Annotated in this window: 15 protein-coding genes; 7 read left to right on the plus strand and 8 right to left on the minus strand. The window is 73.2% G+C overall.

The features are described from left to right. Window positions 1-139: 139 nt before the first annotated feature. The 6 genes from ACIPSJ_RS08150 (at window position 140) to ACIPSJ_RS08175 (ending at window position 5,410) form a co-directional block, all read left to right on the plus strand. Window positions 140-994, plus strand: a complete 855-nt coding sequence (locus tag ACIPSJ_RS08150) for a transporter substrate-binding domain-containing protein (protein WP_355727275.1) — start codon at window positions 140-142, stop codon at window positions 992-994. Then, window positions 991-1,824, plus strand: coding sequence for an amino acid ABC transporter permease (locus ACIPSJ_RS08155; protein WP_401344403.1), 834 nt, complete (start codon window positions 991-993; stop codon window positions 1,822-1,824). Before ACIPSJ_RS08150 ends, ACIPSJ_RS08155 begins: the two co-directional genes overlap by 4 nt. Beyond that, entirely contained in the window at window positions 1,821-2,603 is a 783-nt protein-coding gene (locus ACIPSJ_RS08160) for an amino acid ABC transporter ATP-binding protein (protein ID WP_401344405.1), read from the plus strand. The genes ACIPSJ_RS08155 and ACIPSJ_RS08160 overlap by 4 nt, the downstream gene beginning before the upstream one ends. 44 nt (window positions 2,604-2,647) lie before the next feature. Beyond that, window positions 2,648-3,274, plus strand: a complete 627-nt coding sequence (locus ACIPSJ_RS08165) for a hypothetical protein (RefSeq protein WP_401344407.1) — start codon at window positions 2,648-2,650, stop codon at window positions 3,272-3,274. Window positions 3,275-3,279: 5 nt separating this feature from the next. Beyond that, a complete protein-coding gene (locus tag ACIPSJ_RS08170; RefSeq protein ID WP_401344409.1) occupies window positions 3,280-4,371 on the plus strand; it encodes an amidohydrolase family protein in 1,092 nt (363 codons plus the stop codon). A 142-nt stretch (window positions 4,372-4,513) separates the two neighbouring features. After that, a complete protein-coding gene (locus ACIPSJ_RS08175; RefSeq protein WP_401344411.1) occupies window positions 4,514-5,410 on the plus strand; it encodes an SCO1860 family LAETG-anchored protein in 897 nt (298 codons plus the stop codon). A 127-nt stretch (window positions 5,411-5,537) separates the two neighbouring features. Here the strand turns inward: ACIPSJ_RS08175 and cobC are convergent, their stop codons facing one another. The 6 genes from cobC to cobM are packed head-to-tail and all read right to left on the minus strand — an operon-like array spanning window position 5,538 to window position 11,918. Next, entirely contained in the window at window positions 5,538-6,614 is a 1,077-nt protein-coding gene (gene cobC, locus ACIPSJ_RS08180) for an Rv2231c family pyridoxal phosphate-dependent protein CobC (RefSeq protein ID WP_401344413.1), read from the minus strand. Then, window positions 6,604-7,524 (minus strand): sirohydrochlorin chelatase, encoded by a 921-nt coding sequence (locus ACIPSJ_RS08185; protein WP_355715964.1) that lies wholly within the window; start codon window positions 7,522-7,524, stop codon window positions 6,604-6,606. Before ACIPSJ_RS08185 ends, cobC begins: the two co-directional genes overlap by 11 nt. Then, window positions 7,521-8,105 (minus strand): precorrin-8X methylmutase, encoded by a 585-nt coding sequence (locus tag ACIPSJ_RS08190; protein ID WP_401344415.1) that lies wholly within the window; start codon window positions 8,103-8,105, stop codon window positions 7,521-7,523. The genes ACIPSJ_RS08185 and ACIPSJ_RS08190 overlap by 4 nt, the downstream gene beginning before the upstream one ends. Continuing rightward, the gene (gene cobJ / locus ACIPSJ_RS08195; RefSeq protein ID WP_401344417.1) at window positions 8,102-9,793 is read right to left on the minus strand and encodes a precorrin-3B C(17)-methyltransferase; all 1,692 of its coding nucleotides are present in this window, start codon (window positions 9,791-9,793) and stop codon (window positions 8,102-8,104) included. Before cobJ ends, ACIPSJ_RS08190 begins: the two co-directional genes overlap by 4 nt. Next, a complete protein-coding gene (cbiE, locus tag ACIPSJ_RS08200; protein WP_401344419.1) occupies window positions 9,790-11,097 on the minus strand; it encodes a precorrin-6y C5,15-methyltransferase (decarboxylating) subunit CbiE in 1,308 nt (435 codons plus the stop codon). The genes cobJ and cbiE overlap by 4 nt, the downstream gene beginning before the upstream one ends. Beyond that, the gene (gene cobM / locus ACIPSJ_RS08205) at window positions 11,094-11,918 is read right to left on the minus strand and encodes a precorrin-4 C(11)-methyltransferase (RefSeq protein ID WP_359220608.1); all 825 of its coding nucleotides are present in this window, start codon (window positions 11,916-11,918) and stop codon (window positions 11,094-11,096) included. The genes cbiE and cobM overlap by 4 nt, the downstream gene beginning before the upstream one ends. A gap of 84 nt (window positions 11,919-12,002) precedes the next feature. Between cobM and ACIPSJ_RS08210 the strand changes: the two genes are divergently transcribed. After that, a complete protein-coding gene (locus ACIPSJ_RS08210; RefSeq protein WP_359220606.1) occupies window positions 12,003-12,731 on the plus strand; it encodes a ZIP family metal transporter in 729 nt (242 codons plus the stop codon). 11 nt (window positions 12,732-12,742) lie between these two features. On the opposite strand, the gene cobI is transcribed toward ACIPSJ_RS08210, so the two are convergent. Next, a complete protein-coding gene (cobI, locus tag ACIPSJ_RS08215; protein WP_359220603.1) occupies window positions 12,743-13,489 on the minus strand; it encodes a precorrin-2 C(20)-methyltransferase in 747 nt (248 codons plus the stop codon). Further along, entirely contained in the window at window positions 13,474-14,925 is a 1,452-nt protein-coding gene (locus ACIPSJ_RS08220) for a cobyrinate a,c-diamide synthase (RefSeq protein ID WP_401344421.1), read from the minus strand. Before ACIPSJ_RS08220 ends, cobI begins: the two co-directional genes overlap by 16 nt.

Genomic DNA, 14,925 nt, shown 5'->3' on the forward strand with positions numbered 1-14,925 from the left:
TCACCGGCCCCGACCGGCGACTTCTTAGGCCGGACGGCTCCACGGCCATCGGTTTGATTTGAGAGACCCAAACATCTCCTTATAATCGGAACCCGCAGAACTGGAACGCAAAGCTCCCCCACAGACTTCTGGAGGTCTCGTGACCACGCTCCTCGGGCGCCGCCGGGCTCGCGCCCTGGCCGCCGTCACCGCCGCGGCCGGGCTGGCCCTCGTGGCCGGCTGCACGTCGAGCGGCAACGGCTCCAGCGCCTCCAGAACCGCCGCCGGCGGGGTCGAACTCGTCAAGGCCGGCCAGCTCACCACCTGCACCCACCTGCCCTACCCGCCGTTCCAGTCGGAGATCGACGGCAAGGTGCAGGGCTTCGACGTCTCGATGATCGACCTCGTCGCCAAGAACCTCGGCGTGAAGCAGCAGATCCTCGACACGCCCTTCGAGAACTTCAAGACCGGCGCCTTCCTCAACTCCGGCGAGTGCGACCTGGCCGCGGCCGGCATGACCATCACCGCCGAGCGCAAGAAGAACGTCGACTTCTCCGACCCCTACTTCGACGCCACCCAGGCCCTCCTCGTCGCCAAGGACAGCGGCATCACCTCGCTCGCCGACGCCAAGGCCAAGAAGGCCCGGCTCGGCGCCCAGGCGCAGACCACCGGCGAGGACTACGCCAAGGCGCAGGGCTTCGACCCGGTCTCCTTCGAGTCCTCCGACGCCGTCCTCAACGGCCTGCGCACCGGCCAGGTCAAGGCCGTCATCATCGACTACCCGGTGGTCCAGGGCTGGCTGAAGGACAAGGCCAACGCGGACGCCTTCCAGCTCGCCGGCAACATCAACACCGGCGAGCAGTACGGCTTCACGGTGAAGAAGGGCAACACCAAGCTCGTCGCCGCGATCAACAAGGCGATCTCCGACGCCAAGGCCGACGGCACGTACAAGAAGCTCTACGAGAAGTGGATCGGCCCCTACGACGAGTCGGCCGCCTCGCCCTCCGCGTCATGACCACCGCGGACACGGAACTCCAGCCCCGCAGAAAGGGCCTGACCCGGCGGCAGAAGCGCAGCCTGTCGCGCGGCGTGCAGTACGTCGTCTTCGTCGCCGCGGTGATCGCCTTCGCGGTCGCCGCCGACTGGGGACGGCTGCGGAACCAGTTCGCCCAGTGGGACATCGCCAAGCAGATGTTCCCGGACGTCATCACGCTGGCGCTGAAGAACACCGTGCTCTACACCCTGTCCGGCTTCGTCGTCGGACTGGCGCTCGGCATGGTGATAGCCCTGATGCGGCTGTCGTCCGTCGGCCCCTACCGCTGGCTGGCCGGCGTCTACATCGAGATCTTCCGCGGCCTGCCCGCCCTGCTGATCTTCATCTTCATCGGGGTCGCGGTCCCGCTGGCCTTCCCCGGCACGGAGATCATCGGCGGCACCTACGGCAAGGTGGCCCTGGCCCTCGGCCTGGTCGCCGCCGCCTACATGGCCGAGACGATCCGCGCGGGCATCCAGGCGGTCCCCAAGGGCCAGCTGGAAGCGGCCCGTTCCCTGGGCTTCTCACCCGCCCGCGCGATGATCTCGATCATCATCCCGCAGGCGTTCCGCATCATCCTGCCGCCTCTGACCAACGAGCTGGTCCTGCTCTTCAAGGACTCCTCCCTGGTCCTCTTCCTCGGCGTCACCCTGGAGGAGCGCGAACTGTCCAAGTACGGCCGCGACCTGGCCAGTACGACCGCCAACTCCACGCCGATCCTCGTCGCCGGCCTGTGCTACCTGCTGGTCACGATCCCGCTCGGCTTCGTCGTGCGCCGCATGGAGGCGAAGGCCCGGGAGGCCGTGAAATGAGCCGACCCGAGATCGAGGTGAAGGGCCTGCACAAGTCCTTCGGCGCCAACGAGGTGCTGCGCGGCATCGACCTGGAGATCGGCCAGGGCGAGGTCGTCTGCGTCATCGGCCCGTCCGGCTCCGGCAAGTCCACCCTGCTGCGCTGCGTCAACCTCCTGGAGGAGCCCACCCAGGGCCAGGTGTTCGTGGGCGGCACGGAGCTGACGGACCCCGACGTCGACATCGATGCCGTCCGCCGCCGGATCGGCATGGTCTTCCAGCAGTTCAACCTCTTCCCGCACCTCACCGTCACCGAGAACCTCACGCTCCCGCAGCGCCGGGTGCTGCGCAGGGACAAGGCGACGGCGGCACGGGTCGCCGCCGAGAACCTCGCCCGCGTGGGCCTCTCCGAGAAGGCGGACGCCTACCCCGCGTCCCTCTCCGGCGGCCAGCAGCAGCGCGTGGCGATCGCCCGCTCGCTGTCCATGGGCCCCGAGGTGATGCTCTTCGACGAGCCGACCTCGGCCCTCGACCCGGAGCTGGTCGGCGATGTCCTCGCGGTGATGCGGATGCTGGCCCAGGAGGGCATGACCATGATGGTCGTCACCCACGAGATGACCTTCGCCCGCGAGGTCGCCGACCGGGTCGCCTTCATGGACGGCGGGGTGATCGTCGAGGACGGCACCCCCGACCGCGTCATCGGCGCCCCCACCCACGACCGCACCCGCCACTTCCTCTCCCGGCTCCTCGACCCGGCCATGGCCCAGGTGGAGGAGGGGGCCCCGGACCAGGCGAACTAGGCGGGCGAGGTCCGGCTGTCAGTGCCGTGTGCGAGGGTTCGGCCATGAACACAGAGCACCTGGACCAGGGTTGGGAAGAGACCGTCGCCCTGTTCGAGCGGCGCGGGCTGCCCGAGTCGTCGTACGAGAACCTCTACGAGGAGCCGTACGACGTCCACCCCGGCCCGCTCACGATCACGGGCGGGCTGGACCTGGACGCCCTGGAGACCTCCGGCACCGGCGTGGTGGTCGACGGTGACCTGACCGTCGAGGGCAGCATCGTCAACGTCGACGACGGCTGTCCGGCGCTGGTCGTCCTCGGCGACCTGCGGGCCGCGCACGTCTATCTCGAAGGCGACGCCAAGCTGCTGGTGCTGGGCAGCGTCACCGTGGACGCCTTCATAGGCGGCATGACCGACAAGCTCGTCATGATCGAGGGCGATCTGCGGGCCAGGGTGACCGTCCTGTCCGGCGAGTTCAGCCCCGACCTCGTCGGCGGCACCCTGCACGGCGCCGTCGTCGCGCCCGCCTACCTCGACCTCGCCCAGGACGTCGACCCCGCCTCGGTCCTCGTCCCCGAGGTGCTCCGCGCGGACGGCGAGGACTGCCCGCGCGGCTTCGACGCCCCGCGCGTGCACGGCGGCCGGCTGCTGAGCCGTATCGATGAGGGGCTCCCCGTCGTCCTAGGCTGAGGCCCATGAGCGATCAAGCGGTGCTGCACGTGAAGGGCCGGGTCCTTGCGGGACCCGAGGACGTCCGCGACGAACTGTGGGTGGTGGGCGGTCGGATCTCCTACGACCGTCCCGGCGCCGCCCGTGACATCACGACCGTCGAGGGCTGGGCGCTGCCCGGACTCGTCGACGCCCACTGCCATGTCGGCCTCGGCACGCACGGCCCGGTCGACGCGGCGACCGCCGAGAAGCAGGCCCTCACCGACCGCGAGGCGGGCACCCTGCTGATCCGGGACGCCGGTTCGCCCTCCGACACCCGCTGGGTCGACGACCGCGAGGACCTGCCGAAGATCATCCGGGCCGGCCGGCACATCGCGCGCACCCGCCGCTACATAAGGAACTTCGCCCACGAGATCGAGCCCGAGGACCTGGTCGCCTACGTCGCCGAGGAGGCCCGGCGCGGCGACGGCTGGGTCAAGCTGGTCGGCGACTGGATCGACCGCGACCTCGGCGACCTCGCCCCCAGCTGGCCCCGGGACGCGGTGGAGGCGGCGATCGCGGAGGCGCACCGGCTCGGCGCCCGGGTCACCGCCCACTGCTTCGCCGAGAACTCCCTCCAGGACCTGGTCGAGGCCGGCATCGACTGCATCGAGCACGCGACCGGCCTCACGGACGACCTGATCCCCCTCTTCGCCGCCCGGGGCGTCGCCATCGTCCCGACCCTCGTCAACATCGCCACCTTCCCGCAGCTCGCGGCGGGCGGCGACACCAGGTTCCCGCAGTGGTCCGCCCATATGCGCCGACTGCACGAGCGCCGTTACGACACCGTCCGGGGCGCCTACGACGCCGGCATCCCGGTGTACGTCGGCACGGACGCCGGCGGCTCCCTCGCGCACGGCCTGGTCGCGGCCGAGGTGGCCGAGCTGGTGACCGCCGGGATCCCGCCCCTCGACGCGCTCGCGGCGACCAGCTGGGCGGCCCGCGCCTGGCTCGGCAGGCCGGGCCTGGAGGAGGGCGCACCGGCGGACCTGGTGGTGTACGAGAGCGACCCGCGCGCCGACGTACGCGTCCTCGCGTCCCCCCGGCGGGTGGTGCTGAACGGGCAGGTCGTGGAGTAAGGGAACTCCTGTGCCGGTCGGGTCGAATAGATTCACGGAAAGTCCACTAATGAGTGAAGTAACGCAGGATTGCCGCCCGTTCACCCACAGTGCGTAATTCTTGGCGGGTCCCGAGCAAGTTTCCTCTGGGGGTCCCACCACAGTGAACAGCTACGCCTTCCGCATGCCCGCACGCCGTCTCGCGACCGTCGCGACGGCCACGGCCCTGGTCGCCGGTCCCGCGGCCCTGGCCGGTGCGGGCACCGCGCACGCCACCGCCGACCACGGTCGCGCGAGCGCGGTCGTCCTCCGCACCGGCCTGGACGTCTCCCTCCTGAACAAGACCGTGGACGTCCCGCTCGCGGTCTCGCTGAACGAGGTCCAGGCACCGCGCAGCGCCGACCGGACCGCCCTGACCGCCACCCTCGACGGAGTCGACGACGGCAAGCCGTTCAGCGTCCTCGGCGCGGACGTCGCCGCCGCGAAGGCGACCGTCTCCGCCACCCGCGCCGAGGGCTCCGTCCACCTCGCCCACGCCCGGCTGCACCTGCCCGGCCTGCCCCTGCTGTCCCTCGTCGAACTCGACACCGTCACCTCCACCGCCACCTGCGAGGCCGGCAAGCGCCCCGAGGCCTCCGCCAACGTGCTCGGCGCCGTCACGGTGCTCGGCAAGCGGGTGACCCTCAGCGCGGGCGGCCCCACCGACGTCAAGGTCCCCGGCGTCGGCGAGGTCCGCCTCGACCTCTCCCACCGCGAGACGACCTCGACCACGGCGGCCGCCAGCGCCCTCGAACTCAAGGTCTCCGTGAACCCGCTGAAGCTGAACGTCGCGGACGTGGAGGGGACGTTGACCCTGGCGAGGGCGACCTGCGAGACCCCGCCGGCACCGACCGACCCGGCCGACCCCGTCACCGACGTCCAACCCCAGGGCGCCCCGGCCAAGCAGACCAAGCTCGCGGAGACAGGCGGCAGTTCACTGACCCCCTACATGGTCGGAGGAGCGCTGGCCCTGCTCGCGGCAGGCGGAGGAGCGGCAACTCTCACCCGACGCCGCCGCTAGCATGCCCGTCTTTTAGGGGCGCGGGGCGGTAGTCGATTTGCGGCTACCGCCGCGCGGGCGCGACCAGCCACAACGCACCCGCACCCGCCCACGGCGCGCAGTCCCCCCTCTTCCCTCGTCTCTTCCCTCATCCGCGTATCAACATCAACGCCTGATCGAACGCCTGCAGAAACCCGTTCACCGTCACCCTGTCGCGCACAGCGATCCGCACCCACTCCTCGTCCAGCCCCGGAAACGTGTCCCCCCGCCGCACCGCATACCCCAGCACCCTCAGCTGTCGGCGCACGGCGGCCGCCTCCCGCACTCGGACCAGCACGAACGGCCCCTCCGCGGGCCCCGCCACCCGCACCCCCTCCGGCGCGAACTCCTCCAGTCCCGCCACCAGATGGGCCCGGTCGGCCGCCCCCCGATGCGCCGCGTGCGCCGCCTCCGCCAGCGCCCGCGGCGCCACACACGCCTCGGCCGCCGCCAGCGCCGGCGTCGACACCGGCCAGAGCGGCTGCGCCCGCTCCAGCTCGGCGACGACCTCCGGCGCCGCCAGCACGTACCCGATCCGCAGCCCGGCCAGCCCCCACGTCTTCGTCAGGCTCCGCAGCACCACAAGACCGGGCACGTCCGTCCGCCCGGCCAGCGCCTCCCGCTCGCCCGGCACCGCGTCCATGAACGCCTCGTCGACCACCAGCGTCCGCCCGGGACGGGCGAGCCGGGCGATCTCCTCGGCCGGGTGCAGCACCGACGTCGGGTTGGTCGGATTGCCGATCACCACCAGGTCCGCGTCCTCCGGGACGGCCGCCGGATCCAGCCGGAACCCGTCCGCCGCCCGCAGCAGCACCCGGTCCACGGTGTGCCCGGCGTCCCGCAGCGCCGCCTCCGGCTCGGTGAACTGCGGATGCACCACCACCGGCCGGCGCACCTTCAGCGCCCGCGCCAGCAGCACGAACGCCTCCGCCGCGCCCGCCGTCAGCAGCACCCGTTCCACCGGCAGCCCGTGCCGCGCCGCCACCGCCGCCCGCGCCGCCCGCCCGTCCGGGTAGGCCGCGAGACCGCCCAGCGACCGGGCTATCCGCTCCCGCAGCCAGACCGGGGGAGTACCGGTGCGCACATTGACCGCGAGGTCGACGAGCGCGGAACCCTCGTCACGGACCTCGGCGTCGCCGTGGTGGCGCAGATCGTGCTCGGGTCTGGGACCGTCCTCAGTGCGCATGGGCGTGTCCGCCGTGGTGGTGGTGCCCGTGGTGGTGGTCGTCGTCCGGGTGGAAGTGCGGCTGCTGCGGCAGCCCCACCTTGTCCTCGAAGCCGGGCAGCGCGATCCGGTACACACACGAGTCGCAGTTCATCCGCAGGTCGCCCGCGACCGCCTCCCGGTACCGCTCCATCACCAGGTCGAGCAGCTCCGGCTCGGGCCCGATGACGTCCGCCGACCGCACCTCGACCTCGGGGTGCGCGTCCGCCCAGCCCTCGGTCTGGTGCCGCACCCGGTCCGGCAGGATCCCGGTGAACAGGAAGTAGGGCAGGACGACGATCCGGCGCGCCCCCAGTTTCCGGCACCGGTCGAGTCCGCTCGGCACGTCCGGCGCGGCCAGCGACACGAACGCCGTCTCCACTCCGGCGTATCCGCGCCCCTCCCACAGCAGCCGCGCCGCCTTGTGCACCTCGGCGTTGGCGTCGGGGTCGGTCGAACCGCGCCCGACCAGCAGCACGGTCACGTCCGCCCGGTCCAGCGGGGTGCGCCCCTCACCGGCGCCCAGCGCCTCGTCCAGCCGCCGCTCCAGGACCGACAGCAGCGCGGGGTGCGGGCCCAGCGGACGGCCGTAGGTGTAGGAGATCCCCGGGTGCCGCTCCTTCTCCCGCGCCAGCGCGGCCGGGATGTCCCCCTTGGCGTGCCCGGCGGAGACCAGCATCAGGGGTACGGCGGCGAACCGTCGTACCCCCCGCTCCACCAGCTCGGTGACGGCTTCGCCCAGCGGGGGCGGGGACAGCTCGATGAAGCCGCCGGCGACGGGCAGTTCGGGGTGGCGGCGCCCCAGCTCCCGTACGAAGTCGCGGAACGCCTCGGCCCCGGCGTCGTCCCGGGTGCCATGGCCGGCGATGAGCAGGGCGGGCGGGGTGGTCACAGGTTCTCCTCGGAAGTGGGGTGGTACAGCAGGGCGTTGAGCGCGGCGGCGGCGACCGCCGAGCCGCCCTTCTCGGACACGTTGCTGACGGCGGGCAGCCCGCTCTCGCGCAACGCGGCCTTGGACTCGACCGCGCCGACGAAACCGACGGGCAGGCCGATGACGAGCACGGGGGAGGCGTCCAGGGTGAGCAACTCCTCCAGGGCGGTCGGCGCGTTGCCGATCACCCACAGGGCGCCGGGCCCGACCTGCTCGTAGGCGAGCCGGATCGCGTGTGCCGAACGGGTCAGGCCGGGACCGGACCCGGCGTCGCGCAGCCGGCACACCGTCTCCCGGCGGGTGATCCCGGCCGCGACCATCTCCACGTCCACGACCACCGGCGCCCCGGCGTGCAGCGCGGCATGTGCCTTCGCCAGGTCGCCCTCGTCGGTCACGAGATCGGTCGCGTACTCCAGGTCGGCGGCGGAGTGGACGACCCGCTCGACCACCGCCCGGGTCAGCGGCGGGAAGTGCGAGGTGTCCAGACGCGCGCGCAGCCGCCGGAAGGACTCCTGCTCGATGGGGTGGACGACTCGGTTCACTTGGCGCCCTCCTCGGACGTCTGCCAGCGGTAGCCGCGCGGGGTGACCATGCGTCCGGCGATGTTCCGGGTCGCCGTGTTGCCCACGGTCACCACCGTCATCATGTCGACCCACGCCGGGTCGAGCGCACCCAGGGTGGTCAGCCGGCTCGACTCGTCGGGGCGCGAGGCGTTGCGTACGACGCCGACGGGCGTCGCCGGCGCACGGTGCCCGGCGAGGATCGCGAGCGCCTTGGGCAGCTGCCAGTCACGGCCCCGGGAACGCGGGTTGTAGAACGTCACGACGAGGTCCGCCTCGGCCGCCGCCCGCACCCGGCGCTCGATGACCTCCCACGGCGTGTGCAGGTCGGACAGGCTGATCGAGACATGGTCGTGGCCGAGCGGCGCGCCCAGGATCGCCCCGGCCGCGAGCGCGGCGGTGACCCCGGGGACGCCGATCACGTCGATGTCGTCCGAGGCCTCGGCGAGCGCCGGAGAGGCCATCGCGTACACGCCCGCGTCCCCGCTGCCGATCAGCGCGACGGCCTGCCCGGCCCGCGCCTCGGCGACCGCCGTCCGCGCCCGCTCCTCCTCGGCCCCGAGCCCCGACTCCAGGATCCGGGTGCCGGGCCGCAGCAGGTCGCGGATCTGGTCGACGTACTGGTCGAGCCCGACGAGCACGGAGGCGCGCCGGAGTTCGGCCCTGGCACGCGGGGTGAGCAGGTCCCGGGCGCCGGGGCCGAGCCCGACGACCGCGAGCCGGCCGCGCGCGGGGCGCCGTACGACGGCACAGGTCGCCATCGCGGGCCGGCCGTCCGACTTCCGCTTGGGGACCAGGAGTTCACCGCCCCGCAGCAGCGCCGCCGCCTCGGCCACGGAGGGGGTGCCGACGGCGGCGAGCGGCGCGTCCGAGGGGTTGGGGACCCGGACCTCGGCCAACTCCTCGGCGGAGTGGGTCACCAGGGGGACCCCGAGCCGCGCGGCCGCCTCGACGATCCCGGGTTCACCGGCCTTGGCGTCGACGGTGGCGAGTTCGGCGATGCTCCGAGGAGACAGCCCCGCGTCCCGCACGGCCGCCTCGATCAGCGTGAGCACCTCCTCGACGGGGGCGCCCTTGGAGGCACCGACGCCCACCACGAGGGACGGCGGCCGCAACAGCACCTCGTTCGCGGCGGGTTCGACCGCGCGGTCGGTCAGCCGGACGGTGTACGCGCCCTCGTCGGCCAGCGGCAGCGGGGGCAGCGGCCAGCTCGACTCGGCGCGCAGGGCGACCGGTTCGCCGTCCAGCAGGGCCCGGGACACGGCGGCCACCGAGCCCTCGACGGGGAAGCCGAGGGTGTCGAGCCCCGGCAGGCCGACGGCGTCGGTCGCTGTCGTCACCACCGGCCGCGCGGCCAGCACCTCGCCCACCGCCACGGCGAGTTCATTGGCGCCGCCCCCGTGCCCGCCGACCAGCGACACGGCGAACCGCCCGCCCTCGTCGACACAGACCACCCCCGGGTCGGTCGCCTTCTCGCGAAGGAGCGGGGCGATCAGCCGGACCACCGCACCGGTGGCCAGGAAACACACCAGCTGCTCGCACTCCGCGAACGCGGACCGCACGGCGTCCCCGACGGGACCGTCGTACACCCGCGTACGGTCCGGCCACGCCGCGGCCAGCCGGTCGCGCGCCGCCGCCCCCGCCGCGGTGGCGGAAATGAGGCCGATCACTGGGCAACTCCTTCGTCGGAAACGGGGATTCTGGTTCCCCACAGCAGAAACACGGGATTGGTCGCGGCGAGCCGGGTCACGTCACCCGGCAGCGGCGCGAGACGGGAGGACTGCAGCAGCACCCCGTCGCAGGAGAACCCGGCACCGGTGAGCGCCTCGCGCGCCGCCGGCACCCGGTCCAGGGCGGCCATCGCGACCACCACCGTCCGCCGGGCGCGCTGCGCGCAGGCGGCGACGATGGCGGGCAGTTCGGCTCCGCCGCCGCCGACGAAGACGGCGTCGGGGTCGGGGAGCGCGGTCAGGGCGTCCGGTGCTATGTCACATACCACCTCCACGTACACCCCGTGCGCCCGCGCGTTGGCGGCGATCCGCTCCACCCCGTCCGCCGTCTTCTCCACGGCGATGGCGGCGGCGCCCAGGCGTGCGCACTCGACGGCCACCGACCCGGAGCCCGCGCCGATGTCCCAGACCAGGTCGCCGAGCCGGGGCCCGAGCCGGGCCAGGGCCAGCGCCCGTACCTCGAACTTCGTGATCATCGAGTCGCGGTGCGCGAACTCCCGCTCGTCCAGGGCCCATCCGGCGGGCCCGGCCGGTGCCCCGGCGACCGTGCGCACGCCGCCCGGCGCCCGGGTCTCGTCCAGGCACAGCACCACGCTGACGTCCGGTCCCCAGTCCCGGGCGGCGGCCTCGGCAGGGGTGACCCGTTCGACCCGCTCCCGCGCGGAGCCGAGCGCCGACGCGACGACGAGGACACGCGCCCCGGAACCGTTCGCGAAATCGTGTGCGGAGCCCTCCGTGGAACCGTCCGCCGGCTCGCCCGGTGGCGTGCCGACGGCATCCCGCAGCGCCGCCCCCAGCTCCGCGGGACCCGCCCCCGGACCCGTCAGCACCGCCACCTTGGGATGCGCCCGGCAGACATGGACGGCCGTCCGCAGCTCCCGCCCGTGCGCGCTCACGACCACCGCGTCGTCCCACGGCAGCCCGACCCGCGCGAAGGCGGCGGCGACGGACGACACCCCGGCCCGCACATCGAGCCGGTCCGCCCCGAACCGCTCCGCCAGCGCCCGCACGATCCCGAAGAACCCGGGGTCGCCGGAGGCCAGCACGAGCACCGGCCGGTCCTTGCCGACGTACTCCTCGACGATGTCCAGGGCGGGCGCCAGCGGCCCGAGGACGACCCGCTCGGCCCCCTCGGGCAGCCGTACGGCGTCCAGGTGCCGCCGGCCGCCGACGACCAGCTCGGCCCCGGCCACCGCCTCCGGCGGGACGGGCGCACCCGTTCCCGTACCGATGACCGTGATCACGTACTCGCCCCCCGCTCGCGCAGCGCCTTGCGGGCCTGCGGGTCCGCCTTGCGGAAGCCGTGGAAGTGGCCGGGGTGGTACAGGTGCGAGCGGGTGCCCTCGGCGTCCAGGGCCGGGCCGACCAGGAAGAGCGTGTGCTTCCAGAGCTTGTGCTCCTTGACCGTCTCCTCCAGCGTCTCGATCGTGCACCTCACGACCAGTTCCTCCGGCCAGGTCGCCTGGTAGGCGACGACCACCGGGGTGGACGTCGGATAGCCGCCCTCCAGCAGCTCCCGCACCAGCTGCCCGCTGCGCGCGGCGGACAGGAAGACCGCCATGGTCGTCCCGTGCCGCGCGAACTCGCGCACCTCCTCGCCCGGCGGCATCGGCGTCTTGCCGCCGCCGAGCCGGGTGAGCACCACGGACTGCGCGACCTCGGGAATGGTCAGCTCGCGCCGGGCGATCGCGGCCACGGCCGAGAAGGAGGAGACCCCCGGCACGATCTCCACCTCGATACCGATCCCGGCACACCGGTCGACCTGCTCCTGCGTGCCGCCCCAGAGCGCCGGGTCCCCGGAGTGGATCCTGGCCACCCGCAGCCCCTCCGCCCGGGCCCGCTCGTACACGGCGACGACGTCCTCCAGCGACATCGTGGCCGAATCGAGGATCTCCGCGTCCTCGCGCGCGTGCTGGAGGACCTCCGCCTGCACCAGGCTCGCGGCCCAGATCACGACATCGGCCTCGGCGATCGCGCGCGCGGCCCGGAACGTCAGCAGATCGGCGGCGCCGGGGCCGGCACCGACGAAGGTCACCTTGCCTGCGGAAGCGGCGGCATCGGCCATGAAATTTCGGTCCTCTCTGGACAAAGGGTGTTACGGGTGGTGCTGGATGTGCGCTGAGGCGGGTCGATCGGATACGAAGGCCCCATGGCGGTCTTCGTCGCGCTCGGCGCGTTCCTGATGACGCTGGCCGGCGGCTGGACGGCACAGCGCGTGACCGACCGTCGCCACCTGGTCCTGGGTCTGGCCGGCGGTCTGATGCTCGGGGTGGTCGGACTCGACCTGCTGCCGGAGGCGCTGCGCGCGGCCGGCCGCGAGGTCTTCGGGGTACCGGCCGCCCTGCTCCTGTTCGTGGCCGGCTTCCTGCTGGCCCACCTGGTGGAGCGCACCCTGGCCCTGCGCCAGGCCGCGCACGGCGGCGACGAGCACGGTCACCGGGCCCCCGAGGTGGGGCTGACGGCGGCCGGGGCGATGGTCGGCCACAGCGCGATGGACGGCGTGGCGATCGGCGCGGCCTTCCAGGTGGGCGGCGGCATGGGCGCGGCGGTCGCGCTGGCCGTGATCGCCCACGACTTCGCGGACGGCTTCAACACGTTCACCCTCACGAGCCTGTACGGCAACGCGCGCCGCCGGGCGATAGGCATGCTGATCGCGGACGCCTGCGCACCGGTCCTCGGCGCCCTCTCCACGATCTTCTTCACCATCCCCGAGACCCTGCTCGGCGGCTATCTCGGCCTCTTCGGCGGTGTCCTGCTCTACCTGGCCGCCGCCGAGATCCTCCCCGAGGCCCACCACGAGCACCCGGCCCGCTCCACCCTGCTCTGCACGGTGGCCGGCGCCGCCTTCATCTGGCTGGTGGTGGGCGTGTCCGGCTGAGGCCGCGCCGCTCACAGTTTCCCGCCTCTGCCACCGTCCCGGCGCGGGGGCGCGATCAGCGTGGAGAGGTACGGCAGCGGGGAGCCGTCGAGTTCGGCGGCGGGCCGGATCGACTCCTCGTCGAGGCCCAGCGCCGACCCCCACACGGCGTCGTCCACCCGTCCGGACTCCCGCAACGCCGCCACCACCGCACCGGCCTGCCGGCCGAACTTGTACGCCACGACCGTCCCCGGCCCGTTCAGCGCGTCCTTCAGCGCCTGTGCGCCGGCCGTCACGGGCACCAGCGTCAGCGGCTCGGTCCCCTCGGTGAGCACGGCCCCGGAGCGGGCGGCGAGATCCTGCATGGCGGTGATACCGGGCACGGTCTCCACGACCGTCTCCGGCACCAGTTCGGCGATGGTCTGCGCGAGATACGTGAACGTCGAATAGACGTTCGGATCCCCGATCGTCGCGAAGGCGACCGACCCGTGCACCCGCAGCAACTCGGCGACCCTCGCCCCCGCCGCGTCCCAGGCGGCCTCCCGCCGCCCCCGGTCACTGCGCTCGTTGAGCGCGAACACGACCCGTACGACCTTCTCCGCGCCCACGTAGTGCAGCACCGTGGCCTCGGCCCGCCCCCGCTCGCCGGTGTCCATCACCGGGACGACGACGACCTCGGCCGCGCGCAGGGCGTTGACCCCCTTGACGGTCACCAGCTCGGGGTCACCGGGACCCACCCCGACTCCGACCAACCTGCTGCTGCTCATGACGTCCGGCACCTCTCCACGAACCTTCGGGCCACACCGGGCTCGGACGCCCAGTGCGTGTGCAGATAACTCGCGTGCACACCCTGCTGTACAAAACCTTCGACATGCGGCCGGGGGGTGCGCACACCCCACGCGGGCGCCGCCCCCGCCCCCGGCTCCACCACGGTCCGGTGGAACTCGTGCCCCCGCATCCGCGTCCCGGCCACGGCCAGCACACTGTCCCCGACGGCGACGGCATCCCGGTACCCGAGAGTCAGCCGTTCCGACATCCGCGCGTCCGCCTCCAGCACCCCGCACATGGGCAGCCCGTCCAGCTCCCGGCAGAGATACAGCAGCCCGGCACACTCGGCGGCGACCGGCGCGCCGCGCCGCGCGAGGGCGGCGATGTCCTTCCTGAGCGACTCGTTGGCGGACAGCTCACCGCCGTACACCTCGGGAAAGCCGCCCCCGATCACCAACCCGCGCGTCCCCTCGGGCAACCGCTCGTCCCGAAGCGGATCGAACACCACCACCTCGGCCCCGGCAGCGGCAAGCAACTCGGCATGCTCGGCATACGAGAAGGTGAACGCGGCCCCACCGGCGACCGCCACCACTCCGCTTGGCCCGTCCGGGGGTGCCCCCTCCGGGGGAGTTCGAGGACGGGGCCCTTCGGGCCGAAGCGGGGGTCCGGGGGCGGCGGCCCCCGGAGACGGGGGCGAGGAAACCAGGGCCTCGGCCGCGTCCCAAGCCGCACCCGACAACACCCCCGCCCCCCGCGCCAGCCCCAGCAGCCCCTCCAGGTCACACCCGTCGGCGACCTGCGCGGCCATCGCCGCCACCGCGTCCACCGCCTCCGCCCGCCGCTCGGCGACCGGCACCAACCCCAGATGCCGCGACGGCGTGTCCACCCGCGCCATCCGCCGCAGCACCCCGAACACCGGCACACCGGAGGACTCCAGCGCCTCCCGCAGCAACTCCTCGTGCCGGTCCGACGCCACCTTGTTCAGGATCACGCCCCCGACCCGCACCTCCGGATCCCACGACGCGAACCCGTGCACCAGCGCCGCCACCGACCGCGACTGCGAGGACGCGTCCACGACCAGCACCACCGGCGCCCGCAGCAGCTTCGCCACATGCGCCGTGGACGCGAGTTCGCCGTCGCCCGCGGCCCCGTCGTACAGCCCCATCACACCCTCGACGACGGCCAGGTCACAGCCGCGCGCACCGTGCGCGAACAGCGGGCCGATCAGCTCCGGCCCGCACAGGTACGCGTCGAGGTTCCGCCCCACCCGCCCGGTGGCGAGCGTGTGATACCCGGGGTCGATGTAGTCCGGCCCCACCTTGTGCGGAGACACGGCGAGCCCCCGCGCGGCGAACGCGGCCATCAGACCCGTGGCGACGGTGGTCTTGCCGCTCCCCGAGGAGGGCGCGGCGATGACCAGCCGTGGGACGGAGAGGGAACTCACCAC

It is taken from the genome of Streptomyces sp. NPDC090088 (assembly GCF_044747345.1).
GTDB lineage: Bacteria > Actinomycetota > Actinomycetes > Streptomycetales > Streptomycetaceae > Streptomyces.